We start from the raw sequence: 25,666 nt of genomic DNA on the forward strand, positions 1-25,666 counted from the left end.
AGTTGAACTATGGGCTATATAAAATCACTCAATAAATGGGCTAATGCACACTCTTATTATCCTATTGATTTGTTAAGAATTGCCTTGGGTATTCTTCTATTTTACCAAGGAGTTTATTTTATGTCTAATCTTCCTTTATTGTTGAAGCTTTATGAGCCAATTAAACCGTTAATTGGAGATGTGTGGATTGTTCACTACATAGCACCAGCACATTTTGTCGGAGGCTTTTTAATTGTATTTGGTTTGTTAACCCGTTGGGCTATAGTGGCTCAATTACCAATACTCATTGGAGCTGTGCTGATAAATTTTATTGGAGAAATGGATGTTAGAAATTTTATACTAGCAGCTTCTGTATTGCTTGTTTGTATTTTCTTCTTGTTTTACGGTTCGGGTAAACATTCGGTAGATAAGTATTTAAAGATGCAGCAGTAGTTTTAGTTAATTATTCGCACTCTGACTGAATTACTTTGTTCTTCCATTGAATCCAATATTCTTGTAAGCCTTCTTTGGTGGTTTTAAGATCACTGATGTTGAGTTGATGGCCTTTCATTAAAACTTTTTGTAACTGTACTTTACGTTCTTGTAATGCAGGTGGGTGATTCCAACCACCAACATGGTCAAAAGAGGTATAGGCATCGCATTTTTCTTTTACACTGACAAAAGGAATAGACAAATAATAAGTCACTATACCAGAACCCATACCTTCAGTGGTCATTTTAATTTTTGAAAAATCTACTTTACTTTGCTTGCCAGTTTTATAAAGCGCTTTAAGTTGGTCGCCAACTTTTGCAGACATGGTATTAGAGAATTGATGTGCTATATCTTCACCATTTACAAATTCTGGGCCTTGGTAGGTGCCTTGGCATTCTTTGGTAGTACAGGTTATCTCATTGTTTTTGTAGAAGTTTGCGGATTGATCTTTTTTAGGGTTCCTACAAGAGAAAGCAACAATAGAAAGAAATATTAGTATTAATTCTCTTCTGAATAATTTCATATTTAAAATTAACAAAAATCCTGATGGGTTGCATCAGGATTTTTAGATTCTATTTATGAGATTCCTGCCTTCGCAGGAATTTACTCATTCACCAAAACCCATTCTCCTTTATCAATCAACGGAATGGCTTGTTTGTATTTTACCACTTTGCTTTCACCACTCATTACATGTTTGATGGTTACTCTGTCATTACGACCAATCTTTGGTTGCTCTCTTACAATGGTCTCCACAACTTGCGGTTGACGCGAAGCGCTTTCGCCAGCAGATCTACTTTGTGCAGCACGCTCATCCATATTAGGGATTTCATCCTTTTGCGTTTCTAGCTTCTCTTGCTTTCTGCGTTTTGCTTCTTGAATGTTATTCGCTGTTTCTTGTGGAATTTCACCTTTAAATAAGAACGAAATTACATCTTTATTCACTTGGTCTATCATCGCTTTAAATAACTCAAAAGACTCAAACTTATAAATCAATAATGGATCTTTTTGCTCGTGTACAGCTAGCTGTACCGATTGTTTTAATTCGTCCATTTTACGTAAGTGCGTTTTCCAAGCGTCATCTACGATGGCAAGTGTAATGTTCTTTTCAAAATCATTAATCAATTGCTTTCCTTTAGACTCATAGGCCTTTTCTAAATCAGTAACAACTTGAAGGTTCTTAACACCATCAGTAAATGGTACTACGATACGCTTAAAACGGTCACGCTGTGTGTTGTAAACATTTTCAATTACAGGATAAGCTAAGTCAGCCGCACGTTGCATTTTTTCACGATAGTGCTTAAAGGCTTCTTTATAAATGACACCTGCAATTTTCATCGCATCCATACTAGAAAATTCCGTTTCTGAAATAGGTGATGGCATCGAAAAGTAACGGATTAATTCAAACTCAAAGTTTTTATAATCGTTGGCTTCTTTATTGCTAAGTGCAATACCTTCAGAGGTATCGTAAATCATATTTGCCAAATCGACTCTTAGACGTTCACCATGCAAGGCATTACGACGACGTTTGTAAACAACTTCACGTTGTGCATTCATTACATCATCATATTCTAAAAGACGTTTACGTACACCAAATTGGTTTTCTTCTACTTTCTTCTGTGCACGTTCAATAGATTTAGAAATCATGCCATGCTGAATCACTTCGCCTTCTTTTAAGCCCATTCTGTCCATCATCTTAGCAATACGCTCGCTACCAAATAAACGCATTAGGTTATCTTCTAATGACACATAGAATTGTGAACTTCCTGGATCTCCCTGACGACCAGCTCTACCACGTAACTGTCTATCGACACGACGTGAATCGTGACGCTCCGTACCAACGATAGCTAAACCTCCAGCTTTCTTTACTTCATCACTCAGTTTAATATCCGTACCACGACCAGCCATGTTGGTGGCAATGGTTACCTGTCCAGAATTACCAGCTTCGGCTACAATTTCAGCTTCACGTTTGTGCTGCTTCGCGTTAAGTACATTATGCGGAATTTTTCGAATGCTCAACATCTTTCCTAAAAGCTCGGAAATTTCAACATTTGTTGTACCTATCAAAACTGGACGACCTGCATTGGATAACTCTACAACTTCGTCAATTACGGCATTGTATTTTTCGCGCTTGGTTTTATAAACTAAATCTTCTCTATCATCTCTGGCTATTGGTCTGTTGGTTGGAATTTCAACTACATCTAATTTGTAGATTTCCCAGAATTCGCCGGCTTCAGTTACCGCAGTACCTGTCATACCAGATAGTTTACGGTACATTCTAAAGTAATTCTGAAGTGTAACGGTTGCAAAAGTTTGCGTAGCGGCTTCAATCTTTACATTTTCCTTGGCTTCAATGGCTTGGTGCAATCCGTCAGAATAACGACGACCATCCATAATACGACCTGTTTGCTCATCAACAATCATAACCTTGTTATCCATGACTACGTATTGCACATCTTTTTCAAAAAGAGCGTAAGCCTTCAATAACTGGTTGAGTGTATGAATACGCTCAGACTTAATGCCGAAGTCTCTAAATAAGTCTTCCTTAAGGTTAGCTTCCTCTTCAGACGATAAACCTTTAGCCTCAATCTTGGCGATTTCGGTGCCCATTTCTGGCATCACAAAGAAATTAGGGTCGTCTTTTCCTGAAAGAAAATCGACACCTTTATCAGTCAATTCTACCTGATTGTTCTTTTCGTCAATAACATAGTAGAGTTCTGCATCAACCTTTGGCATCTCTCTATTGTTATCTTGCATGTAGAAGTTTTCGGTTTTTTGAAGTAATTGTTTTACACCCTCTTCACTTAAAAACTTAATTAAAGCTTTGTTTTTTGGAATACCTCTATAGGCTCGCAATAATTGAAAACCACCTTCTTTAGTGTCTCCTGCTGCAATTAATTTTTTAGCTTCGGCTAAGACACCGACCAAATGTTTACGTTGTACATCCTCTAGTTGTTGAACTTTAGGTTTAAGGGCATCAAACTCGTGCTCATCACCTTTAGGAACAGGACCCGAAATAATTAAGGGTGTACGTGCATCATCAATCAACACCGAATCAATCTCATCTACAATTGCATAATGATGTGGACGTTGTACTAAATCTTCTGGCGAGTGAGCCATGTTATCACGTAAGTAATCGAAACCAAATTCGTTATTGGTACCATAGGTGATATCTGCGTTATAAGCTTTGCGACGTGCATCTGAATTTGGAGTGTGGTAGTCAATGCAATCTACACTCAACCCATGAAATTCGAAGATTGGTGCCATCCAAGCGCTATCACGTTTTGCTAAGTAATCGTTGACTGTTACAAGGTGAACACCTTTACCAGCTAATGCATTTAGATACACAGGAAGCGTTGCTACCAATGTTTTACCTTCACCAGTTTGCATCTCTGCAATTTTTCCCTGGTGCATAGCAACACCACCAATTAACTGTACGTCGTAATGGATCATGTCCCAAGTAATGGGCTTACCTGCAGCATCCCAAGAATTAGCCCAAACAGCCTTGTCACCATCTAAGGTTACATAATCTTTTGCACCAGAAACTTCTCTATCAAAAGCATTTGCCGTTACAGGAATTTCAGTGTTGTGTACAAAACGCTTTGCGGTTTCTTTAACCACTGCAAAGGCTTCGGGTAGAATATCATTGAGAACTTCTTCGGTAACCTCGTAGATGTCATCTTCAATTTTGTCGGCTTCTACGTAAATGTCTTCACGCTCATCAATATCCTCAGTCTCTTCGGCTTTTGCCAATAACTCATTTTGCTTTTCGAGAAGTGGTTTGCGAGCTTCTGCTATTTTATCTTTAAACTCAGTAGTTTTTGCCCTAAGCTCATCATGCGATAAGGCTTCGAGTGCTTTTTCAAAGGTTTTTACTTGGTTTACAATTGGTTGTAGCGCACTAACGTCTTGTTTGGATTTATCTCCAACAAAAACTTTTAGTACTTTATCTAGTATGCCCATGTTATATGTTTTGTAACAGATTGATTGATTTTCAAACTGTATGTTGTTTAGTTTGTTATTTTGAAAACACTCCTAAAGTCCCTCGAGGGGACAATTGAAGTAGGTTTATTTTGCGAACTTTCGAAAATAAAAAAAGTCTCTCAGTTAAGATAACGCAAGAGACTTTAATTGTGTAATTTTATATGTTAATATTCGTCCTCGTTCCAGAGGTAATCTTCGTCAGTTGGATAGTCTGGCCAAATTTCCTCAATAGAGTCGTAAGAATCTCCTTCATCTTCTATCGCTTGTAAATTTTCAACAACTTCTAAAGGCGCACCTGTTCTAATCGCGTAATCGATAAGTTCGTCTTTAGTTGCTGGCCAAGGTGCATCACTTAAATAGGATGCTAATTCTAATGTCCAATACATTTGCGTTTGTAATTTTAATTTTTGCAAAAATAATTTTTTAGTTGAATAATTCAAGAAAAAATTAAATTAATTATTCATTAATAAAAAGAACGTGTAATCTTCAACTTTTACAGACTGAAATATTGCATTATTCTCAGTCTAGAGGCAAAAACGTTACGAATCTTTTTGTGGGATCCATTTAATCTCTTCTGCTTGCAAATCATGTGACAACTTCCGTGCCAATACAAAAAGGTAGTCAGAAAGGCGATTGATGTACATTAAGGTTTCGGGTTGAAATGGCTCTAAATCATTGAGATGCGAGGCCAAGCGCTCGGCTCTGCGACAAACCGTACGAGCTATGTGACAGAATGACACGGTTTGATGACCGCCAGGTAGTACAAAGTGGGTCATAGGTGGTAAACTGGCTTCCATTTGATCCATTTCTTTTTCGAGACGTTCTATATCTTCGTTAGAAATCTTAGGAATATTTAGTCTATCCTTGCCACTTTTTAAGGTTGCTTTTTTAGGATCTGTTGCCAAGATTGCTCCAACGGTAAATAAGCGATCTTGAATGTGCATCAACGTGTTTTTATATAGTTGGTCAATTTCTTGATCTCTTATGAGTCCGATATGGGAATTTAATTCATCAATAGTGCCGTAGCTTTCTATTCTGATATGATGCTTGGGTACACGTGTTCCACCGAAAAGTGCGGTTGTGCCTTTGTCTCCTGTTTTAGTGTATACTTTCATATTTCAAAGTTAAGGAATATGGCTTGAAGGTGGAAGTTTGAAGTTTGAAGTTTTTCTCGCAAAGGCGCAAAAAGGCAAAGTTGAAAAGTAAAAAGTTGGTTGAATTATTTAAGCGTTTAACTGTTTATGTGTTGATACGTTTATTAGTTTCACTAATCATTAAACGTATCACTTTCAATGATACCATCTCGTAAACGAATAACACGTTTCGCGTGTGCGGCGATTTCTTCCTCATGGGTTACCATAATCACGGTATTACCAGCAGCGTGGATTTGGTCGAAAAGTGCCATAATCTCAGTACCAGTTTTAGAATCGAGGTTTCCTGTTGGCTCATCCGCAAGGATAATAGAAGGTTTGTTGACCAATGCTCTGCCTACGGCAACACGTTGTCTTTGTCCACCAGACAATTGATTCGGTTTGTGATCCATACGGTCTGAAAGACCTACGTCGTTAAGCACTTCTGTAGCGCGTTCTTCTCTTGCTTTTTTAGAAGCACCAGCATATACCATAGGTAAGGCTACATTGTCTAATGCTGTGGTTCTAGGTAATAAATTGAAGGTTTGAAAAACGAAGCCGATTTCTGTATTTCTAATATCTGCCAATTCATCATCAGTCATTTGGCTCACATCTTTGCCGTTGAGGTTGTACATACCAGCTGTTGGTGTGTCTAAGCAACCTAATAAATTCATAAGTGTTGACTTACCAGAACCAGAAGGTCCCATAATGGCAACATATTCGCCACGTTTTATATCTAAATCTATGCCTTTTAAGACATGAACAATCTCTTGTCCTAGTTTAAAATCTCTAATAATACCTCTTATCTCAATGACGTTGTCGCTCATGGTAAACTAACAGTTGGTTGAATAATTGTCCTGCAAGATACAGGATTTTACAGATAATAAGACGCTAAAGTTGGGAGGTTGTTACACTCTAATTTTAAAATGTTCTTTGGCTTGTTCTTTTCTGAAAAAAACAAAACCTAAATGAAAACAGTCCACAGTGACTGTCACTGCTTTATGAGATTTGATATATTCCCAGGCTTCTGTCATTTCTTTTGACCAGTAGATGTCATCAAAAATAAAGACTGATTCGTTATGTGCCTTTGGTAAAAGGGATTCAAAATATTGAATGGTTGCTTCTTTGTTATGGTGACCATCAAAGAATATGCAATCAAAGTTTTGTTGTTTCAAAGAAGGGATTATTGTTTTAAAATCTCCATTGATGAAAGTTATGTTTTCTGCCAGTTGTGATTTTGTATAATCTAATTTATTAGGACAACCTTCAATAGTCGTAATTTTTGAAGATGGATTTGCCAATGCAAAAGCATAAGTTCCCATGCCCAAGGATGTGCCTAATTCTAAAATTGATTTAAACTTGAAATATTGCGCTACTCTGAACAGTAATTTACTTTCTTTTTTTGAGCTACTCGAGGCTCTTACCATTTCGCTTACTTTTCGTTTCTTAGAATCAAGAGTTTTTGAGCCTTCGCCTAAATCGGTTATCTCTAGTTCGATTTTTGAACGTTTTAAGGTATTTCTATAATTGTCCAAATCCGAATATGCAGTGTATCTTTCTCTGCCGTATAAACATTTGGTGACGAAATTATAGACAAAAGGGGAGTGGACTCCATGTTGATTGGTAGAGCTCAAAAGGAATTTTATGTATACTATTATTTGGTACATAGGTTTATCTCGCAAAGGCGCAGAGACGCAAAGTTAATATCTGTATTTTGAACTGTTTAATTACTAAATAATTAGTCATTTTCGTTATGAGATTGCTTCGTTCCTCGCAATGACATTTGTCTTTTTCTTCGCGTCTTTGCGACTTAGAGAGATTTTAATTTTCAAGTTTTTCCGAAAGCTCAAACCAACGTAGTTCTTTTTCTTCAATAGTGTCAATGATCACCTGAAGTTCTTCTGACAGTTTGTTGATCTCATCTTGAGACAATTCAGGATTATTGAACTTAGCTTCGAGCGCTTTTTTATCTAATTCCAACGAACGTATTTTAGATTCTAAATTTTTGTATTCTTTCTGTTCGTTATAAGATAATTTAGCAGCTTCGTTTTGTTTTATCGCTTTAGTGTTGTCTGTAGTTTCAATAGTTTCAGCTTGCTTTGGTTGACTGCTGTCGTAAGCTCTGAAATCGGAATAGTTTCCTGGAAAATCATCGACCACACCATCACCTCTAAACACAAAAAGATGATCTACAATTTTATCCATAAAATAACGATCATGCGAGACAACAAGTAGTACACCTGGAAAGTCCATTAGAAAATCTTCAAGTACATTTAAGGTAACAATATCTAAATCGTTGGTCGGCTCATCTAGAATTAAAACATTGGGATTTTGAATTAAAACCGTACATAAGTACAATCGTTTTTGTTCGCCACCACTTAGTTTTTCTACAAAGTCATATTGTTTTTTTCTGTCGAATAAGAAACGTTCCAAAAGTTGTTGTGCACTAATTTGACGACCTTTAGCCAGTGGAATATAATCTCCGTAGGCTCTAATGACATCAATAACTTTTTGCTCTGGTCTAACGGTTATTCCGCCTTGCGTGTAGTAGCCAATTTTTACGGTTTCACCGAGAACAATCTTACCACCATCTGCTTGAACACTTCCCGTGAGAAGATTTAAAAACGTGGATTTTCCGGTACCATTTTTACCAATAATTCCAATGCGCTCCCCTTTTTTGAAGGTGTAGTCAAATCCATCGAGTATTTTTTTGTCTTTAAAGGCTTTTGAAACATTATGGAATTCAATGATCTTGCTGCCAAGGCGTTCCATGTTAATTTCTAATTGCACTTGATGGTCTTTTCGCCTTTTATGGGCTTTAGATTTTATTTCGAAGAAATCATCAATTCTGCTTTTGGATTTTGTGGTTCGCGCTTTGGGCTGGCGACGCATCCAATCAAGTTCCTTTTTAAAGAGTTGTTTAGCTTTACCAACTTCGGTAGCTTCATTTTCGATTCGAGCTTCTTTCTTTTCGAGATAGTAAGAGTAATTACCTTTGTAGGTGTAGAGTTGACCTTGGTCTAATTCAATAATTTCATTACAAACACGCTCTAGGAAATAACGGTCGTGCGTGACCATAAAAAGGGTTTGTTGTGTTTTGGCAAAGTAATCTTCTAACCATTCGATCATTTCTAAATCAAGATGGTTGGTAGGCTCATCTAAAATTAGAATATCTGGTTTGCTCAATAACGATTGTGCTAATGCTAATCGTTTTTTTTGACCACCTGAAAGCGTGCTCACTTTTATAGATAAATCGTCTAACTTTAATTGCGATAAGGTTTGTTGGTATTGCGTTTCAAACTCCCAAGCGTTGTTTCGGTCCATAGCTTCAAAAGCCAATTGGTAAGCTTCTGTGTCTTCAGGATCTTTTAGAGCATTTTCGTAAGCTTCAATAATTTTTAAAACAGGAATATCTGAAGCAAATATGGTTTCCTCTATTGTGAGTTTTGTATCTAAATCTGGTTCTTGATCTAAGAAGGCTAAACGCAATCCTTTCCTAACAACGACTTGACCTTCATCTGGCGTGTCTTTTCCAGATAAAATATTTAATATTGAAGTTTTTCCACTACCGTTTTTTGCCACAAAAGCAATCTTCTGATCTTTATGGATGCTGAAAGACAGATTTTTAAAGAGCACAAGCTCTCCGTATGACTTGGATATATTTTCTACGTTGAGGTAATTCACGCTAAATTTTTTACAAAGAACGAAATAAACCAAAAAGAAACCTAATAGTTTTGTTATTGGTGTTGATACATTATATTTGTCTGTAAACATCTTAATTACCTATGAGAAGCATTAAGCTTTTGATTATTGTTCTTGCTTGTATAATTGTCTCATCTTGTATTCCGCACAAAGACACTGTTTACTTACAAAATAAGGAAAGTGCAATCAACGATACTATTCCTAATAATTTATCTGAGGTACAAAAACCATATAGAATACAAATCGATGATATCTTAAATATTAGAATTAAAGTTCTGGATCAGGATAATGTTCAAATATTTAATCCCATAAGTCAAGAAGGAAATCTTAATGCGAGTAGTGCAGAACGTGCATATTTCGATGGATTTACGGTTGATATACATGGAAATATAAGAATACCTACATTAGGGCGTTTTAATGTTTTAGGTTATACAGCTGAAGAAATTGAGCAAATGATAGAAAAGAAGTTATTGGACGAGCAGTTCAAAGAAACGGCTAATATTTTTATAACTGTAAAATTGGCAGGATTGAGATATACTGTTAATGGAGAGATAGGAAGCCCAGGCACAATCACCCTGTTCAAAGAGCGTGTAAATATTTTCGAAGCTATTGCAAATGCGGGTGAAATACCATTAACGGGTAATAAAAAGGATGTTTTAGTTATACGTCAGTACCCACAAGGACAGCAAATACATCACCTAGATTTAACCGATATTAATGTAATGAAGTCACCATACTATTATATTCAGCCTAATGATATGATTTATGTAAAGCCTCTAAAGCAAAAGTCAATCGGAACGGGAGAAACTGCTGTTTCTGGTTTAACTACAATTGCAACAATTGTATCTCTGATAACTTCTTCAATTTTATTATTCTCAAGACTGTAGTATGGATTATAAAGACTATGAAGATATTGATGCGCTAGAATCTCAACGTGTTGGTTTTGATTTTAAGGGGTTTTTGTTTAAGGCTCTAAACCTGTGGAAATTAGTATTATTGTGCATAGGTGTTGCATTGGTAATAGCCTATTTTATTAATGTGAGAAAGCAGAATATTTATAGGTTAGATTCCTTGATTACCGTTAATAATGATCAAAATCCTTTTTTTACAGCCAATACCAGTATATCGTTTAATTGGGGAGGGGTTTCAGGTAAGGTAGGTAGTATTATTACTGAGATTAAAACCAGATCTCACAACGAAATTGTTGTGGATTCCTTAGAATATTATAAACAATATTTAAAAGAAGGTAAATATCACTTGGAGGATGTCTACAAAGCTGCGCCTTTTGAGATTAAAACGGATAAATCTAGACCTCAAATGTTAGATAAACCTATCGAAGTGAAAATTATTGATAATTCAACCTTTGAGTTAATCTATGAATTTGAAAATGAAAGAGTATTGTGTCAAATATATGATACAAAGGAAAAGTTGAATGTTACAATTAGTAAAGGGAAATTTTCACAGCAGTTCAAATTTGGAGACACTGTAATACTTCCTTTTTTTAGCGGAACAGTAGAGTTAAAGGCAACGGCAAACTTTTCTAGCGATGATACCTTTTTCGTTAAATACTTGAATTTTGATTCCGTAGTAAACAATTATAAGAACAGTATTAACATTGAGCCTACTTCACGAGACGCTTCATCGGTATTAAAATTGTCACTTGTTGGTAAAAATAAATCAAAAATTGTGGATTTTCTTAATGCCACATCAGCCATATTAAGTAAAACAGAATTGCAACGAAAAAATTTATATGCCACTAATACTATTAAATTCATTGACAGTAGTCTAGGTGCTGTGAATTCTGATTTAAAAGCTATTACTGACGAAATGAATGAGTTTAGAAAATCTAATAAAGTCTTTGATGTAGCAGAGGAAATAGTTCAGAAATCTGATTTATTAAAAGAATTTGATAAGGAAAAAATTGAAGTACAGTCTAAACTAAATTATCTAAATAGCTTAGAAAATTATCTTAGAACACAAAACGACTACACTGAAATTTCTGCACCTTCTTCCGTTGGTATAGAAGAGCAAAATATATTATCTGGCGTTAGTAATATAATAGGTTTATCAGTGGAGCGTAGAAATTTAGAATACTCCACAAAGGAGGAATCTATTTTGTTTGATGAACTGGATAGGCGTATAGAAACTGAGAAAAGTGTATTGCTTGAGGCAATTGATGTTACCAAGCAAACCATAGGTGTTCAGTTAAATGCAATAAACCGCAAAATAGCTAATATTGAATCAGAACTATTAGACCTCCCTGCAGATCAGCAAGAATATTTAAAGATTCAACGTAAGTTAGATTTAAGCAGTGAGGCTTACAATATTTATCAGGCAAAACGTGGTGAAGCTGCAATTGTAAAAGCTGCCAATGTATCTGATATAACGGTTATAGATGAGGCTAAGGATATAGGTAATGCTCCTATAGGACCAAAGAAGTCGCTAAATTATATGATGGCGTTGATGATTGGTTTCTTTACGCCAATGTTTTTAATATTTGTTATCTATTTGTTAGATAGTACGATACATGGTTCGGATGAAATAATAAAGATGTCCAAAATTCCTATTTTAGGGCTCATAGGTAAATATCGTTATAAAAATAATTTAGTGGCATATGAAAAGCCAAAGTCTGCTGTAGCCGAATCGTTTAGAGCAATTAGGTCTAGCTTACAATTTATTTTCAAGAATAATCCTTCAGAAACAAGAGCGGACACTTTAATGATTACATCATCTGTAAGTGGTGAGGGTAAAACATTTACCTCGATTAATATCGCCACTGTATATGCTATATCGGGAAAAAAGACAATTTTACTTGGTCTAGATTTACGTAAACCTAAAATTTTTGATGATTTTAATATTACCAATGAAAAGGGAATCGTTAATTATTTAATTGGAGATAGCGTCTTGGATGAGATCATAACCAATACTCATGTGGAAAATCTAGATTTAATAACATCTGGCCCAATTCCACCAAATCCTTCAGAATTATTGATGGGTGAAAAACTCAAAGAGCTTATTAGCTCATTAAAAGAGACCTATGATATAATTATCTTAGACACTCCACCATTAGGCTTGGTAACAGATGCGCTCGAGTTAACTCAGTATGCAGACGCTACAATTTTTATGGTAAGGTTAGATTATACCAAAAAAGGAATGTTGCAATTGGTCAACGCAAAACATAGGACGGGTGAGTTAAAAAACATAAGCTTTGTATTAAACTTTTATAAGCACAAGAGTAATCATAATTATGGTTACGGTTATGGATATGGTTACGGTTACGGATACGGATATGGTTATGGAACTTACGGCAATGCCTATCATGAAAAAGATAACCAATCTATATTCGGAAGAGTTAAAAATTTCTTGAGGCGATTATAATTTTCATTAAATATTAAATTTTGATTACTAAAGCACAGCTCAGAGTAAAACGCATTTTCGACGTTGTTTTAGTAATAATACTATTGCCATTTTTAATTATTCCTATTTTGGTTATTACCATTGCCGCAACAATTGATACCAAAAGGCATGGTATATTCTCACAATTGCGGGTTGGACAACATGGTAAGTTGTTTAAAATTTATAAGATTAGAACACTAAGAGAAGAGGAACATAAATTGGGTCATTTGGAGAAGAGCGCTACAGCTCTGGGAAAATACCTTAGGAGAACAAAACTAGATGAGCTTCCACAACTTTTTAATGTACTTAAAGGTGATATGAGTTTCGTCGGCCCAAGACCAGACGTTCAAGGTTTTGCAGATGAATTAGAAGGTGAAGATCGGATAATTTTAAAGGTAAAACCTGGTATAACTGGCGAAGCTACAATTAAATACAAGGACGAAGAGCGTGTATTAGAACGACAAAAAGACCCAGTACACTACAATAGAACGATTATTTGGGTAGATAAAGTGAAAATCAACAAAAACTACGTTAAGAATTACAGTTTTTATTTAGATTTGAGGCTCATTTTAAAATCTACTTTAAACAAATGACACATTCTGAAGACAAAATTGCAATCATAGGATTAGGTTATGTCGGTTTGCCCCTTGCCGTAGAATTTGCAAAACAATTCTTCGTCGTTGGTTTTGATATCAACAAACAGCGAATCAGTGAGTTAAATTCTGGTGTTGACAAGACACTTGAAGTTGAGGATGACAACCTTAAATCTGTTTTAACTACAGATCTAAATGCAAATAAAGGACTTTACATCACAGATGATATAGAGGCATTATCTGTTGCCAACGTATATATCATTACGGTACCAACACCAACAGATGCTCTTAACAAACCTGTATTTACTCCGCTTATAAAAGCAAGTGAAACCGTAGGTAAAGCTATGGATAAAGGCGATATTGTAATATATGAATCTACTGTGTATCCAGGAGCCACTGAAGACATTTGTATCCCAGTAGTGGAAAGTACATCTGGTCTAGTCTTTAATAAAGATTTTTATGCAGGTTATTCTCCAGAACGTATCAATCCGGGAGACAAGCATCATACAGTTACCAAAATTTTAAAAGTAACTTCTGGTTCTACTCCAGAAATTGCTAAGAAAATAGATGATTTATACAAAACTGTAATCACAGCTGGTACGCACTTAGCACCATCTATTAAAGTAGCTGAAGCGGCAAAAGTGATTGAAAATTCGCAACGCGATATTAACATTGCTTTCGTCAATGAATTATCAAAAATCTTTAGACTTTTAGATATAGACACTAAAGCGGTTTTAGAAGCTGCTGGTACTAAATGGAACTTTTTAAAGTTCTCACCAGGTTTGGTTGGTGGTCACTGTATAGGAGTTGACCCTTATTATTTAGCGCAAAAAGCTATAGAATCTGGTTACAATCCAGAAATCATATTGGCTGGTCGTAAGATGAATGACAGTATGGGAAGCTATGTAGCTACCGAAACTGTTAAAATGATGATTAAGAAAGGCGCCACAATCAAAGGCTCAAATGCTTTGGTTTTAGGTATTACGTTTAAAGAAAACTGTCCAGATATTAGAAATTCTAGAGTCATAGACATCATTGAAGAATTGCAGTCTTACCACGTCAATGTAGATGTTTATGATCCTTGGGCTTCTAAGGAGGAGGTAAAACATGAGTATAGTTTAGATTTGAAATCTTCAATGTCTGAATTGAAGTCTGGCTATGACGCCATAATTTTAGCAGTGTCTCATAATGAGTTTTTAGAAATTTCTTTAGATCCTTTAAAATCTGATAAATGTGTGACTTTCGATGTTAAATCTTTATTACCACGAGATACCGTTGACGCACGTTTATAAACCAAATCACCTACTATTATGTACTCAAATCCACACCATACAGAAGATCTTTCTGAGTTAAGTTTTTTAATCACAGGAGGTGGAGGCTTTATAGGCTCTAACCTTGTAGAATACCTGTTAAAATACAATGCTAAGAAAGTTAGAGTGTTAGATAATTTTTCTAATGGTCATCGTAAGAATTTAACTGAATTTCATGATAACGCTGCTTTTGAATTAATAGAAGGAGATATTCGAGATTTAGACACCTGTAAGAAGGCTATGGACGGGATGGACTACGTCTCCCATCAAGCAGCTTTAGGTTCTGTGCCACGTTCTATTAACGATCCGGCAACAACTAACGAAGTTAATATTTCTGGATTTTTAAATATGATGATTGCACTTAAAGACAGCCCAACGGTAAAACGTATGGTGTATGCAGCATCGAGTTCAACTTATGGTGATAGTAAATCTTTACCAAAAGTAGAAGATACCATAGGAAAACCTTTATCTCCTTATGCTGTAACCAAGTACGTAAACGAATTGTATGCAAACGTATTTGGCACCACGTACGATACTGATGTTATAGGTTTAAGATACTTTAATGTCTTTGGCCCAAAACAAAGTCCTGATGGTGCTTATGCAGCAGTAATTCCTTTGTTTATGCAAGCATTAAAGGATAATGAGCCATCAAAAATCAATGGTGATGGAGAGCAAACAAGAGATTTTACCTTTATAGATAACGTTGTACAAGCTAACATCAAAGGCTTTTTTGCTTCAAAAGACGCAAAGAACGAAGTGTTTAATATAGCTTGTGGCGAAAGAATAACGATAAATTACCTTTGGGACTCGTTACGTATGGCAGCAAATTCAGAATTAAAAGCTATTTACGGACCACCAAGACAAGGTGATGTAAGAGATTCTTTGGCGGATATTTCTAAGGCACAAAAACTTTTAGGTTATAAGCCAAAATATACAGTTAGGGAAGGTCTTAAAATTACTTGGGATTATTTTAATTAAGATAACCATTTTTTACTTTAGAATTTACTATTTTTCTGCTTTATAAGTAGGAGACAAAAAGTAATGCATTCTAAAAAGGTAGCTATTTTACAATCTAATTATATTCCCTGGAAAGGCTACTTTGATATTATTGCTCGGGCAGATGTTTTTGTTATATATGACGAAGTACAGTATACAAAGAACGACTGGAGAAATAGAAACCTTATAAAGACCAAGAACGGATTACAATGGTTGACCATACCTGTAAGCCATAAATCCACTTCACAAAAGATTCACGAAACCAAAGTCATTAATAATAACTGGAGCAGAAAGCACTTTAATTCCTTACAGGCCAATTATGGAAAGAGTCCTTATTTTAATCAATATAAAGATGAAATTAAGGAAATCTATGATGGTTCTGATATCTATCTAAGTGAGATAAACAGAAAGTTTATTGTATTAATTAATAAATTTTTGGATATTACTACTGATATCATAGACTCAAGAACATTGGAGCTAAAAGGTGATAGGCAGGAGAAACTTATTGAAGCGTGTCAAAAACTTAACGCTTCTACTTATATTTCGGGACCCGCTGCTAAAGAATATATCGACGAGACACTTTTTAAAGAGAATAATTTAGATATTTTATGGATGGATTATTCAGGCTATAAACCGTATCATCAAATTAATGGTGATTTTGAGCATCAGGTAAGTGTTTTAGATTTATTATTCAACGAAGGCCCAAATGCAAGAAATTATTTAAAATTCTAGTTTGTAAGATAGAATGACAGAAACCTTATCTATTGTAATACCAGTTTACAAGTCTTCCAAGAGTTTATCTAAACTCGTTGAAAAGCTAGAAGATGTTTGCTCAACATTACCCTACAACTATGAAGTCATTTTTATTAATGACAGCCCTTATCATACTGCAACTAATGATGCTCTAAATAGACTGGTCAAAGAGCATAAAAATGTCGTACACATAAGATTAACCAAAAACTTTGGACAACAACCAGCAACATTATGCGGTTTAAACCACGCTAAAGGCGATTATATCTTAACTATGGATGATGATTTACAACATCACCCTGAGGATATAGAGAAGCTTTTGGCCTTAAAAACACATGACGTCGTTATAGCTAAGTTTCCAAAGAAAAAACATAACATATTTAAAAACATAGGGAGTAAAATAAAGGGTCTTTTTGATCATTGGATACTTGGTAAGCCTAAACATATTAAGCTATCTTCTTACAGGTTGATGAGTCGCTCAATTGCTGAAAAGATATTGAGTATAAAAACACCTTACCCTTTTATTCCAGCCCTGCTTTTTTCGGTTACGGATGATATCGTAAACGTAGAAGTTAGCCACCACTCAAGAGACGAAGGGCGAAGTAGCTACACCTTTTTTAAATTACTGAAACTTTTCAGTAACCTCATTATAAATAATTCCTCAATATTATTAAGGGTTATTGGTTATCTGGGTTTTTCATCAGCTTTTATCAGTGTTGTGTTTGCCATCGTTATACTTATAAAAAGATTTACGCAAGAGTATGTTCTACAAGGATGGACATCGCTAATATTAAGTGTTTTATTTTTCGGCGGGCTAACGCTTTTTGCCTTGGGTGTTATCGGCGAATATTTAATTAGAATTGTGGGCACAGCAGAAAGCAGACCCGTTTATTTTGTTAGACAAATAAGTAGAGGTGAAGACTAATTTTTTTATAACAGGAATGGGTCGTTCAGGTACAACATTGCTTGAAAAATTACTATGCAATCATCATGAGTTATCTGTTTTATCTCAGCCAATGCCTTTACTGTTTGTAGATATAAAAAAGCGATTTTTAAATAGTATAGGGATAGATAAATATTATGTGTTGAATGATTCCATAAATAATGAAAATTATAACATTGAAGAATTCAACACATTCATTAGAGATTTTGAATACAATAGAGAAGAAGTAGAAGCAATCTTTGAAAAGATGACCGCCTTTTCTGGGCAGTTAACTAAGGTGGGTGTTCCAGCATTGAAGTTAGAAAACTCTAAGTTCTTAGATCTTTTTTTGCAAGTGAATAAGATGTATACGCACAATGATAAAGCTAAGTGTTTTGGCTCTAAAGAGATACTTTGTGAGGAGTTTTCACCATATTTCATGGAAAACAATATTAAGATTATAATTATTGTAAGAGATCCAAGAGATGTTTTGGCATCTGCCAATTATCCAAATTCGATTAAATTTCTTGGTCAAAAAAAGCCAAGCCTTTTTGTTTTAAGGTCCTGGAAAAAGAGTATCGATTATATAAAAGCATATAAGCACAATGACAATTTATTATTTCTCAGATATGAAGATTTAGTTTTAAAGACCAATAAAACCTTATTGGCTATTACAAAGTTTTTAGAGGTGGAAAGTTTTGCGCAGAACACTTTTAATGAAGGTGTTTTAGATCAAATTGGTATGATTTGGAAAGCCAATAGTTCAAACAATGTTGACTCTGTAAATATATCTAGCCAGAGTATTGGTAAGTACAAAGACAAACTATCTGAAAGTGAGATATCCTACGCGGAGGCTATATGTTTTGAGGAAATGGAATATTTTAATTATGAGAAAAACATTAGCCAAGAAGACCGTATCAAAATAATTAAGAATTTCAAGGATGTCGAAGTTCATGATCAAACGGATTTGCCGGCTGATTATAGTTCATCTCTCGAAAATATAAATATGGAGATTTCTCGTTTGGAGCCTAATTAAAATTTGAAAATGTGATACCATTCAATAAACCATATTTAACAGGGAACGAAACGACTTATATTGAAGACGCTGTAAGTCGTGGGAAAATTTCGGGCAATGGTTACTATACTCAAAAATGCCAACACTTTTTTGAAGACCGTTTTAATTTTAAAAAGGCTTTACTCACTACATCTTGTACCGATGCTTTAGAAATGTGCGCCATGCTTGCCAATATTGAACAGGGTGAAGAAGTCATCGTGCCAAGTTTTACTTTTGTGTCAACCGCTTTGGCATTTGTAAGACAAGGAGCGGTAATTAAATTTGCTGATTCTTGTGGGGATAACCCTAACATTGATGCCAATAAAATAGAAGAACTTATTACCCAAAGAACGAAAGCCATAGTTGTAGTTCACTATGCTGGTGTGGCATGTAACATGGATTCAATAATGGCCTTAGCTAATAGGTACAATCTCATTGTTATAGAGGATGCCGCACAGGCTATTTGCTCTAATTATAAAGGTAAGCCTTTAGGAAGTATTGGTCACCTATCTACATTTTCGTTCCATGAAACTAAAAACATTATTTCTGGAGAAGGTGGTTTATTGGTTATTAATGACGATCGGTTTGTAGATAGGGCCGAAATTTTATGGGAAAAGGGAACCAATAGAGCAGAATTTTTTAGAGGTAATATAAATAAGTATGGATGGGTAGATACAGGCTCTTCATTTTTGCCTTCTGATATCATAGCAGCTTTTTTGTGGGCACAATTAGAAAATATTGACACCATTCAAAAGAAGCGATTGGAGCATTGGCATTTTTATCATTCAGAGTTAACCGAATGGGCAAGATCCAAAGAGATAAAATTAATGCCCAAGCCCAATGAAGAGACAAACAATGGTCATATGTTTTACATTTTGTGCCAGTCTCAGAATCAACGACAAGAGATCATAAATCATCTACGGGATAATGATATTTTGGCGGTATTTCACTATATCAGCTTGCATTCAAGCCAATACTATAAAGATAAGCATGATGGGAGAATATTAGAAAACAGCGATAAATTTACAGAGAGGCTTTTAAGGCTCCCTATGTTTTTTGAATTGAATCCCGCTGAAGTTACTAGAGCATTAAAAACATTTTCTATATGAAAATCAATTTGCAAAAAATCCTTTTAGCTATAGCAATTTTATATGCAATATTGGGTATGTACTTTATGTATGGCTTACCGATAGGCGCAGGAGATGAAGGTGTTTTTATTTCAGATTTAAATTATATAAATCAATATGGTTGGATAGAAGCTATTAAAAAAGGAATTTCAGTACCTCATGCTATTTTGGTTTATCCATTGAGTTTGGTTTTTGAACCCTATTTTGCACTTAGATTATTAAACATAATCTTATTGATAGTATTATACTGCTATTTTTTATATAGAAATAAGGCTTCAATAACTTTTTTCTTTTACCTCACCTTTTTTATAGGGACTTGTAAGGTCTTTTTTATTGGTACAAATGACTCACTCTTTATTTTGTGTTTGGCTATATTTTTTAATGAGATTCATCAATTTAATCTTGGTAAGCCATGGAAGCAACCATTTGCACTTTCTGTCTTGATTGTTTGTTTTTTTACAAGAGCACTTGTAGTTATGTATCTGCCAGCTTTAATCATTTGTTTTTTATTCCTTTATAAAATAAAAGGTTTTTCTAAAAAAGGGTATTTGTTGCCTATTATAATATTTATCCTGTTTATGGTAATAAATGTTCCTGCAATTCAATCCAACGGAAGATTGTCATATGATAAAAAAAACCCTCCTGAAAATGTTGATGTCAATTGGGCACAACGCCAATATTTAGCACAATTGCTCGTTAATGAAGGGAAATTGTCTAGCCACCAACACCCATCTTTTAAAGCCACTCAAGAATACGTTGATGAAAACGGAGAAGACTCTTTACCTAGAACTTTATTTGAAGGCATTTTATTTAATCCAAAATTAACCGTGGTAGAATTTTTTAAAGATGCACTAGACATTTTTAAATATGGAACACGACAACTTGGTCTTATTTTAATTATTGTTTTGCTCTTTTTGTCGCATAATTTTTACAAAAAGAAGATATTCAATTTTGAGAATTCAATTCCGTTAGCACTGCTCATAACCATATTGGTGTTTTCTTTGGTTATAATTTCGTTTATTGAGTTACGTTGGTTCGTAGCAATTTTTATTGCTACAATTGCTTTTTATACTTATTTAGAGCAAACTGATAAAATAAGTAAGTGGATATCAAAACTTAATGTTGCTGCAACATTTTTATTAATGATTTATGGCTTTATTAAAATTATTCCGTTGATATAGAGTAATTTGTAGCTATTTTCTTTGGTGCTTTAAAAACAATTGATAAATTTACTTCATTAAAATAGCTAAATTATCTCCCTAAGTATTTTTAGCCTCTGATATTTATAAAAGATGATAAATATTCTGATTACAGGTGGAGCTGGGCAACTTGGGAGCTCTTTAGCAGCAAAATTGGCACTAAATACAGATGTCAATGTTGTAATAATCGATAACTTATCCACTGGGAAGAAATCTAAAGTTCCTAAAAAGGATAATGTTAAATTCATTAGAGCAGATGTCAATGACTATAATGACATCATCTCAATCTTTGCCACGTTTAAGTTCGAATATGTTTTTCATTATGCAGCTGTAGTAGGTGTAGAGCGTACACTTAGCAACCCTATAAACGTACTTAATGATATCGAAGGCATTAAGAATATATTATCCTTGTCAAAAAACTCTGGTGTAAAGCGAGTATTTTATTCTAGTTCTTCAGAAGTGTATGGAGAGCCTTTTGAAATTCCTCAAAATGAAAAAACCACTCCCTTAAACTCAAGATTGCCTTACGCTATTGTAAAGAATGTAGGCGAAGCATTTTTTAAGGCTTATCAAAGAGAATATGGTCTAAACTATACTATATTCCGTTTTTTCAATACTTATGGGCCGATGCAAAGTAATGATTTTGTTATGCCTAGGTTTATGAGATTGGCGCTCAATAATCAACCAATTCCTATTTATGGTAAAGGAGATCAGACGCGTTCTTTTTGTTACATAGATGATAATGTAGATACTTGTATTAATGCACTTTATAATAATTCTTGCATCAACGATGTCCTTAATGTTGGCAATGATTTAGAGATAAGTATTTTAAGTTTGGCGAATAAAATCATAGAAGTAACGGAATCTAAATCTGAGATTATTTTTCTGCCATCATTAAAAGAAGGTGATATGAATAGGAGATGTCCTGATATTGCTAAGATAAAGGGATTATTAGGAAGGGAGCTTATTTCTCTGGAGGAAGGGTTATATAAAATGAAAGCATACTGCAATGCATATTCTACAGAAAAAGCCTGAAATTATAGTTACTTTCCTGTATTTCATTTATTATATTAGCCTAATAAAATAATTTTCTATTGAAAACCGCTGAAGAGCGCTGGCTTTATACTATTTCTTCCAAAAAGAAATTAATTGACTTTAATTTCAAAGAGATTTGGCGCTATAGAGATTTACTTTTGCTATTTGTAAAACGTGATATAATTACGCTTTACAAACAGACTATTCTAGGGCCACTTTGGTATTTAATTCAACCTCTATTTACCTCATTAATATTTACTTTAATATTTAACAATCTTGCAGAAATACCTACTGGGGAAAATATTCCTAATTTTTTGTTCAACTTAGCAGGTATAACTTCTTGGAACTATTTTAAAGAATGTTTGGTGGGCACTAGTGACACCTTTAAAAAGAATGAAAATATCTTTGGGAAAGTTTACTTTCCGAGGGTAATTATGCCAATGTCCGTTGTGGTCTCTAACTTGCTTAAATTTGGTATTCAACTACTTGTTTTTATAGGCTTTTATATCTATTACATTTATTTTAGTTCACAGATATATAATATAACTCCCAATATCTACATATTAATTTTGCCTTTATTAGTAGTACTAATGGCATTGCTCGGATTGGGTTTTGGAATGATAGTATCCTCTATGACCACCAAATACAGAGACCTTACATTTTTAATTCAATTTGGCGTACAATTACTTATGTATGGTTCGGCGGTAATGTACCCATTGTCTTATTTTAAAAATAAGTTGCCAAACTATTATTGGCTTATAGAATGGAATCCAATTGCAATAATTGTGGAGTCTTTCAGGACTATTGTATTTGGGGAGGGTCATTTAGATGTCCACAAGATTACATATACATTAATTATCACTATTGTGATTTGCTTATTTGGGCTAATAATATTCAATAAAACAGAAAAAAGCTTTATCGACACTATATAATGAGTTCTAATACTATCCTAAAAGTTGAAAATATAGGTAAGCAGTACCGATTAGGTTTGGTTGGTACAGGTACTATTAGTCACGATTTAAACCGATTTTGGAATAGGATTAGAGGTAAGGAAGACCCGTATCTAAAAGTTGGGGACTCTAACAACAGGAGTGAAAAAGGAAAATCAGAATATGTGTGGGCTTTAAAGGATGTGTCTTTTAAAGTTAATAAAGGTGAAGTATTAGGGATTATAGGGAAAAATGGTGCTGGTAAGTCAACACTGCTCAAAATTTTATCTAGAGTTACCTCACCAACTACGGGCTTAATAAAAACTAAAGGAAGAATAGCATCCCTGCTAGAAGTTGGTACAGGATTTCACCCAGAAATGACAGGTAGGGAAAATATTTATCTTAATGGAGCCATATTGGGAATGAGTAAATCTGAAATAAATAAAAAAATCGATGAGATTATTGACTTTTCAGGATGTTTAAAATACATTGATACTCCAGTAAAACGTTATAGTTCTGGAATGCGTGTGCGATTAGCGTTTGCAGTTGCGGCATTTTTAGAGCCAGATATCCTTGTAGTGGACGAGGTCTTAGCTGTTGGTGATGCAGAATTTCAGAAAAAGGCCATTGGAAAAATGCAAGATATTTCAAATAGCGACGGTAGAACAGTACTGTTTGTAAGTCATAATATGGCAGCTGTAAAGAACCTTTGTACAAGAGGCATTGTTTTGGAGAGTGGTAAATCTATTTTTGATGGCAGATCTGAGGATGCTGTTAAATATTATCTCAATCGACAAAACAGTTTAAATGTGCTCAATCTTTTAGAAAGAAAGGATAGAAAAGGTACTGGAGAAATCATGTTTTCTAAAGTTGAAATGTTAAATAGTGAGGATAACTCTGTAATTGAGTTAATCTCTGGTGAATATGCTAAATTTAGACTCCACTTTATTTTTAATAAAAAGGTTAACCATAATGATTTGGTTTTTGGTGTGGTCATTTACGATCACAGTGAAAATAAAATTGCTGACTTCTACTCGGACGAAATGGGAATAAAATTCAGTAATATTGGATACTATGTAGATTTGGAAATACCCGAGTTAATGCTAAGAGGAGGAAGTTATTATGTGTCAATCGCAGTACAGACCAATATTAGAGTTGTACAACAATTAGATGTAATGCACAGGGTTTTTAATTTTAAGATATTTCCCGGTGATTATTGGAAAGCAGGTAAAATTAATAGAGCTACAAATGTTGCATTGTTAAATGGTAAATTTAAAAATGAATATTCTTAAGTTAAGTTTTAATGATTGAACGAATAAGATGGCGCTTACTTAAATTGATAAATAATCCTTATCAATTATATAAGAGGAATTTAGAATTGAAAAAATTATTTTCAAGTTTTAATAATGCCGTCATTTTTGGATCTTCAAAGTCTATTAATAAGTTAGATCTAACACAGTTTAGTGACGACTTTGTAATTTCTGTTGGGAATTTTTATGAGCATCCTCAAATTAAGAAAATCAACCCGAAGATTCATGTTTTTGCAGCCTCCCATCCGCCAATAACTAAAGAAGTGTTAACAGAATGGTGGAAAAGATGCGATAGTGTTTTGCCAAGAGATACTCCTATACTCATTGAGAAACGTGATAAAGAAGTAGCGGATAATGTCTTTAAAAACAGAAATGTATTTTACTATTCATATAATGGTAGTCTGCCGGTAGATTTTACAAAGCCTATAATGTCTCCATGGAGCGTTACCATTGTGGCACTTCAATTGGCCATATACTGCAGAATTAAAACAATAGGTATAATTGGAGTAAATCACGATTGGCAGTGTATAAAACCTTATACTCATTTTTATGACCATAATAAACCTTCATTAGAATATTATCTAACTAAAGCTGGTATTGAAATCAGCTATGAGAAACAAAAACAACCGTTTCCTAAAGAGCGCTTATACAAAGAGTACGAATTGTACCAACAATATGAAAGCTTAAAAGCAGAATCAGATAGATTGGGACTCCAAATCTATAATTACGATCCTTTTTCAGATTTTGATGTTTTTAAGTTTAAAAAGAACACAGAATTAATAAAACAGAATAAGTAAAAGCTAAAATTTATAAATCATAACAACTTGTAATGAGCTTTCTAAAGAGAATAGTAAATAAACTACCTTACATAAGAGGTTTATATAAGCAATCCTACTTGTATAATAAAAATGCATATTTTCCTCCTGGTCATTTTTATTCAGTAATAACAGATGTTGGTGAGATTAAAAAAGATCAAGATAGGATATGGAGTGGTGAAAATATTGATGGGGTTAAAGGTGTTGATCTCAATGTAAATAAACAAAAAGAAATTTTAGAAAAAATAAGCATTTATTATTCTGAAATACCCTTCACTGAAAATGCTTCAGAAGGTTTACGGTATAATTTTAAAAACCCATATTATCTGCATACTGATGGCATTGTTTTGTATGGCATGTTAAGGTACCTAGAACCAAAAACAGTGATTGAAGTGGGTTCGGGTTACTCTTCTGCACTAATGCTAGATGTCAATGATAAATTTTTTAATGGTAAGATTAACTTTAATTTTATAGAGCCTTACACCGAACGTTTAGAAAAATTAATTAACGAAAAAGATAGAGCGTCAGTTTCAATTTTAAAAAGTAGAGTACAAGATGTAGATCTAGACTACTTTAAGACATTGAAGGAGAATGACGTCTTATTTATAGACAGTACACATGTTGCTAAATGCGGAAGCGATTTAAATTTTCTGCTATTTGAGGTTTTTCCTGTGTTGAATGAAGGTGTATATATTCATTTTCATGATGTTTTTTATCCATTTGAGTATCCTAAGGCATGGGTTTTTAAAGGCTACAATTGGAATGAGAATTACATTCTACATGCTTTTTTAATGCATAATATGTCTTACAAAATTCAATTATTTGCACATTATTTACATATGCATCATAAAGAATTATATAAGAAAATGCCGTTGGCATATAAAAATACAGGAGGAAATTTATGGTTAAAAAAACTAAAATCCTAAGTTCAAATTAATTTATAATA

General features: G+C 34.2%; 23 protein-coding genes. 16 read left to right on the forward strand and 7 right to left on the reverse strand.

The annotated features are described in order from the left end of the window. Positions 1 to 9 precede the first annotated feature (9 nt). Complete coding sequence (locus SIB89_RS14385) at positions 10 to 432, forward strand: DoxX family protein (RefSeq protein ID WP_412560318.1); 423 nt, start codon at positions 10 to 12, stop codon at positions 430 to 432. Positions 433 to 442: 10 nt separating this feature from the next. Here SIB89_RS14385 and SIB89_RS14390 read toward each other — a convergent pair whose 3' ends face one another. The 7 genes from SIB89_RS14390 to SIB89_RS14420 all read right to left on the reverse strand — a co-directional run bounded on the left by SIB89_RS14390 (position 443) and on the right by SIB89_RS14420 (position 9,266). After that, on the reverse strand, positions 443 to 994 hold the full coding sequence (locus SIB89_RS14390; protein WP_412560319.1) for a hypothetical protein: 552 nt from the start codon (positions 992 to 994) through the stop codon (positions 443 to 445). 80 nt (positions 995 to 1,074) lie between these two features. Then, entirely contained in the window at positions 1,075 to 4,431 is a 3,357-nt protein-coding gene (secA, locus tag SIB89_RS14395) for a preprotein translocase subunit SecA (RefSeq protein WP_412560320.1), read from the reverse strand. Between the two features lie 185 nt (positions 4,432 to 4,616). Then, complete coding sequence (locus SIB89_RS14400; protein WP_008272287.1) at positions 4,617 to 4,838, reverse strand: DUF2795 domain-containing protein; 222 nt, start codon at positions 4,836 to 4,838, stop codon at positions 4,617 to 4,619. Positions 4,839 to 4,991: 153 nt separating this feature from the next. After that, positions 4,992 to 5,567 carry a cob(I)yrinic acid a,c-diamide adenosyltransferase gene (locus SIB89_RS14405; RefSeq protein ID WP_412560321.1) on the reverse strand — a complete coding sequence of 192 codons (576 nt, stop codon included), beginning with the start codon at positions 5,565 to 5,567 and terminating at the stop codon, positions 4,992 to 4,994. 152 nt (positions 5,568 to 5,719) lie between these two features. Then, positions 5,720 to 6,409 carry an ABC transporter ATP-binding protein gene (locus SIB89_RS14410; RefSeq protein WP_155089392.1) on the reverse strand — a complete coding sequence of 230 codons (690 nt, stop codon included), beginning with the start codon at positions 6,407 to 6,409 and terminating at the stop codon, positions 5,720 to 5,722. A gap of 81 nt (positions 6,410 to 6,490) precedes the next feature. Next, positions 6,491 to 7,249, reverse strand: a complete 759-nt coding sequence (locus SIB89_RS14415; RefSeq protein WP_412560322.1) for an O-methyltransferase — start codon at positions 7,247 to 7,249, stop codon at positions 6,491 to 6,493. Positions 7,250 to 7,403: 154 nt separating this feature from the next. Beyond that, entirely contained in the window at positions 7,404 to 9,266 is a 1,863-nt protein-coding gene (locus SIB89_RS14420; protein WP_412560323.1) for an ABC-F family ATP-binding cassette domain-containing protein, read from the reverse strand. Between the two features lie 101 nt (positions 9,267 to 9,367). Between SIB89_RS14420 and SIB89_RS14425 the strand changes: the two genes are divergently transcribed. The 15 genes from SIB89_RS14425 to SIB89_RS14495 all read left to right on the forward strand — a co-directional run bounded on the left by SIB89_RS14425 (position 9,368) and on the right by SIB89_RS14495 (position 25,646). Beyond that, the gene (locus SIB89_RS14425; RefSeq protein ID WP_412560324.1) at positions 9,368 to 10,171 is read left to right on the forward strand and encodes a polysaccharide biosynthesis/export family protein; all 804 of its coding nucleotides are present in this window, start codon (positions 9,368 to 9,370) and stop codon (positions 10,169 to 10,171) included. A gap of 1 nt (position 10,172) precedes the next feature. Further along, positions 10,173 to 12,662, forward strand: coding sequence for a polysaccharide biosynthesis tyrosine autokinase (locus SIB89_RS14430; RefSeq protein ID WP_412560325.1), 2,490 nt, complete (start codon positions 10,173 to 10,175; stop codon positions 12,660 to 12,662). Between the two features lie 20 nt (positions 12,663 to 12,682). Further along, positions 12,683 to 13,273, forward strand: coding sequence for a sugar transferase (locus SIB89_RS14435; protein WP_412560326.1), 591 nt, complete (start codon positions 12,683 to 12,685; stop codon positions 13,271 to 13,273). Then, positions 13,270 to 14,565: a nucleotide sugar dehydrogenase gene (locus SIB89_RS14440; RefSeq protein WP_412560327.1), complete on the forward strand. Its 1,296-nt coding sequence runs from the start codon at positions 13,270 to 13,272 to the stop codon at positions 14,563 to 14,565. The genes SIB89_RS14435 and SIB89_RS14440 overlap by 4 nt, the downstream gene beginning before the upstream one ends. A gap of 18 nt (positions 14,566 to 14,583) precedes the next feature. Beyond that, the gene (locus tag SIB89_RS14445; RefSeq protein ID WP_412560328.1) at positions 14,584 to 15,561 is read left to right on the forward strand and encodes an SDR family oxidoreductase; all 978 of its coding nucleotides are present in this window, start codon (positions 14,584 to 14,586) and stop codon (positions 15,559 to 15,561) included. A 63-nt stretch (positions 15,562 to 15,624) separates the two neighbouring features. Continuing rightward, positions 15,625 to 16,311, forward strand: coding sequence for a WbqC family protein (locus SIB89_RS14450; RefSeq protein ID WP_412560329.1), 687 nt, complete (start codon positions 15,625 to 15,627; stop codon positions 16,309 to 16,311). Between the two features lie 13 nt (positions 16,312 to 16,324). Then, a complete protein-coding gene (locus SIB89_RS14455; protein ID WP_412560330.1) occupies positions 16,325 to 17,254 on the forward strand; it encodes a glycosyltransferase family 2 protein in 930 nt (309 codons plus the stop codon). Next, a complete protein-coding gene (locus SIB89_RS14460) occupies positions 17,244 to 18,287 on the forward strand; it encodes a sulfotransferase domain-containing protein (RefSeq protein ID WP_412560331.1) in 1,044 nt (347 codons plus the stop codon). The genes SIB89_RS14455 and SIB89_RS14460 overlap by 11 nt, the downstream gene beginning before the upstream one ends. An 11-nt stretch (positions 18,288 to 18,298) precedes the next feature. Continuing rightward, positions 18,299 to 19,414, forward strand: a complete 1,116-nt coding sequence (gene rffA, locus SIB89_RS14465) for a dTDP-4-amino-4,6-dideoxygalactose transaminase (RefSeq protein WP_412560332.1) — start codon at positions 18,299 to 18,301, stop codon at positions 19,412 to 19,414. Next, positions 19,411 to 20,613: a hypothetical protein gene (locus SIB89_RS14470; protein WP_412560333.1), complete on the forward strand. Its 1,203-nt coding sequence runs from the start codon at positions 19,411 to 19,413 to the stop codon at positions 20,611 to 20,613. Before rffA ends, SIB89_RS14470 begins: the two co-directional genes overlap by 4 nt. A gap of 111 nt (positions 20,614 to 20,724) precedes the next feature. Then, on the forward strand, positions 20,725 to 21,666 hold the full coding sequence (locus tag SIB89_RS14475) for an NAD-dependent epimerase/dehydratase family protein (RefSeq protein WP_412560334.1): 942 nt from the start codon (positions 20,725 to 20,727) through the stop codon (positions 21,664 to 21,666). Positions 21,667 to 21,725: 59 nt separating this feature from the next. Next, entirely contained in the window at positions 21,726 to 22,598 is an 873-nt protein-coding gene (locus SIB89_RS14480) for an ABC transporter permease (RefSeq protein WP_412560335.1), read from the forward strand. Further along, positions 22,598 to 23,887 (forward strand): ABC transporter ATP-binding protein, encoded by a 1,290-nt coding sequence (locus tag SIB89_RS14485; RefSeq protein WP_412560336.1) that lies wholly within the window; start codon positions 22,598 to 22,600, stop codon positions 23,885 to 23,887. Before SIB89_RS14480 ends, SIB89_RS14485 begins: the two co-directional genes overlap by 1 nt. Positions 23,888 to 23,973: 86 nt before the next feature. Beyond that, positions 23,974 to 24,702 carry a hypothetical protein gene (locus SIB89_RS14490; RefSeq protein ID WP_412560337.1) on the forward strand — a complete coding sequence of 243 codons (729 nt, stop codon included), beginning with the start codon at positions 23,974 to 23,976 and terminating at the stop codon, positions 24,700 to 24,702. 32 nt (positions 24,703 to 24,734) lie between these two features. Continuing rightward, positions 24,735 to 25,646, forward strand: coding sequence for a class I SAM-dependent methyltransferase (locus SIB89_RS14495; RefSeq protein WP_412560338.1), 912 nt, complete (start codon positions 24,735 to 24,737; stop codon positions 25,644 to 25,646). The last annotated feature ends 20 nt before the right edge of the window (positions 25,647 to 25,666 follow it).

Origin of the sequence: Winogradskyella sp. MIT101101, assembly GCF_047126865.1 — a bacterium.
GTDB classification, from domain to species: domain Bacteria; phylum Bacteroidota; class Bacteroidia; order Flavobacteriales; family Flavobacteriaceae; genus Winogradskyella; species Winogradskyella ouciana.